The organism is Streptomyces sp. NPDC054975, from assembly GCF_053609105.1.
The window spans coordinates 1-2321 of the sequence record NZ_JBSGWV010000106.1 but is presented as its reverse complement, the minus strand read 5'-3'; the positions used below and the strand labels follow the sequence as shown (position 1 = coordinate 2321).

The 2321-nt window shown below is 39.2% G+C and carries 1 protein-coding gene; it reads left to right on the top strand.

Features of this window, described 5'->3' with window-relative positions:
• On the top strand, positions 1-2321 hold a 2321-nt coding region (locus ACWF79_RS34710), incomplete at both ends, for an amino acid adenylation domain-containing protein (RefSeq protein WP_453732170.1).

The window sequence follows — 2321 nt, the reverse complement described above, 5'->3', positions numbered from 1 at the left end:
AAGCTAGATATTGACCTTTTGACATCAAGTGATAGCAAATGGATTACTAATTATAATAAAACACAGTTTGATTTTGGCTCGAGTCTTAAATTTATAGATGTGTTTGAAACTCAAGTTGCTCAAAGGCCAACGGCACGAGCAATTGTAGGCGATGGAAAATCCCTTACTTATCAGGAATTTAATGCAAGGGTGAACCGTTTAGCAAGAACCCTTAGAGACAGAGGGGTTCAACCGGATAGCTTTGTTGCAATTATGGCAGAGCGATCGATAGAAATGATTGTCGGAATTTTCGCTATTCTCAAAGCGGGAGGTGCTTATATACCAATTGACCCAAAGTATCCTCAGGCGCGGGTGAAGTACCTTCTTGAAGATAGCCACAGCGAAGTGGTGCTCATGCAAGAAAAGTTCATGGATAGATTGGACGATGACTACCAAAAGCTGAATTTAGACGATGAGGCTTCTTACGCTAAGGACGAAAGCAATTTAGCATCTGTGAACAGAGCTAATGATCTAGCATATGTCATTTATACGTCAGGTTCTACAGGAAAACCAAAGGGCGTTATGATTGAGCATCGTAATCTGATGCATATTCTAACATCGTTAGAGGAGAGGTATCCATTTGGAGCTGAGGATGCTTATTTACTAAAAACACCGTTTGCTTTTGATGTATCTGTAAGTGAATTATTTGGTTGGGTTCGTGGCGGTGGCCATCTGGTCATACTTGAGCCGGAAGCAGAAAAAGATCCCGAGAAATTGCTAGAGGTATTACGTGAATCAAATGTGACACATGTAAATTTTGTACCATCATTGTTAAATGTTTTTGTTCAGTTGCTTAAAGATTGTAATGATAGGAGTTTACCGGCATTAAAGTACGTGTTTGTGGCAGGAGAAGTTCTTCCAAAGAAAGTAGCTTACAATTTCAAGGAAATGTTCCATGATGTGTGTCTGGAAAACCTATACGGGCCAACAGAAATTACTATCTATGCAACAAACTATTCTATGGGAGATGATACTAAACTTGGGAGTATTCCAATAGGTAAGCCATTGCCTAATGTACAGGCTTATATCGTGAATGAACAGTTAAGTCTTCAGCCAGTTGGAATAGCTGGAGAATTGTGTATTGCTGGTAGTGGAGTTGCTCGTGGTTACTTAAATCGTCATGATCTAAGTGAAGAAAAGTTTGTTACTTGCCCTTGGGAACCTGGAGTGAAGATGTACCGAACTGGTGACTTAGTACGTTGGCTAGCTAATGGAGATATTGAGTATTTAGGGCGTATTGATCACCAAGTTAAAATTCGAGGTTTTCGAATTGAATTAGAAGAGGTTGAGAGGGTTATCCTGGAGCATCCTTCAGTACGGGAAGCATTAGCAGTAGTCTATGAAGATAAGAAGGGAGATAAGAATCTTGTAACATATGTAGTCCTAGAGGTTGGAAAAGAAATGTGTTCGAATGAGGTGAAGGGATACTTACAAGAGTTACTGCCAGAATATATGGTGCCTACAGCTTATGTGTTCCTAGAGGCGTTTCCGTTGAATCACAATGGAAAGGTGGATCGCAAAGCGCTACCTGAACCTAAGATGACTGGTGCACAGGAGGCATTATACATAGCACCGCGCACAGTACTTGAGAAGAAAATAGCAGATATTTGGATGAGTGTATTGCATGTTGAAAAAATAGGTATTTATGATAATTTTTTCGAATGCGGCGGCCATTCACTTTTGGCAACACAGCTTTTATCCCGTTTACGCTCTACCTTCGATACAGAAATTTCTCTTCGGGAATTGTTTGATAATCCAACAATTGCTGGGTTGGTTTCTAAAGTTACATTTTCTGATAGAGAAGAGAAGAATGAACTAGAATTAGGGCTAAAGCATAATAACGAGAAAATCCTACCGGTATCTCGAGAGGGAAAAATACCTCTTTCATTTACACAGAAGCGGTTGTGGTTCTTGAATCGATTAGAACCAGAAAGTATAGCCTATAATATTTTTTCAGTTCTTCGAGTAGATGGAGAGCTAGATAAACAAGCATTGGAAATTTGCATAAATCAACTTGTTGAACGACATGAGGCGCTAAGAACAACGTTTAAGGATGAAGATGGACCGGTACAAATTATTTCTCCAACTCTTCACATTCCATTATCATTAATAGATTTTCGGGAGATTGCAGAAATAGAGAAAGAAACAGAAGTAGAGAGATTTATCTTAGAGGAAACTAGGCGTCCATTCGATTTAGAAAGAGGTCCTCTATTACATGTAAGCTTACTATGGCTAAATGAAACAGAATATGTTCTTTTGGTTTCGATGCATCACATTATATC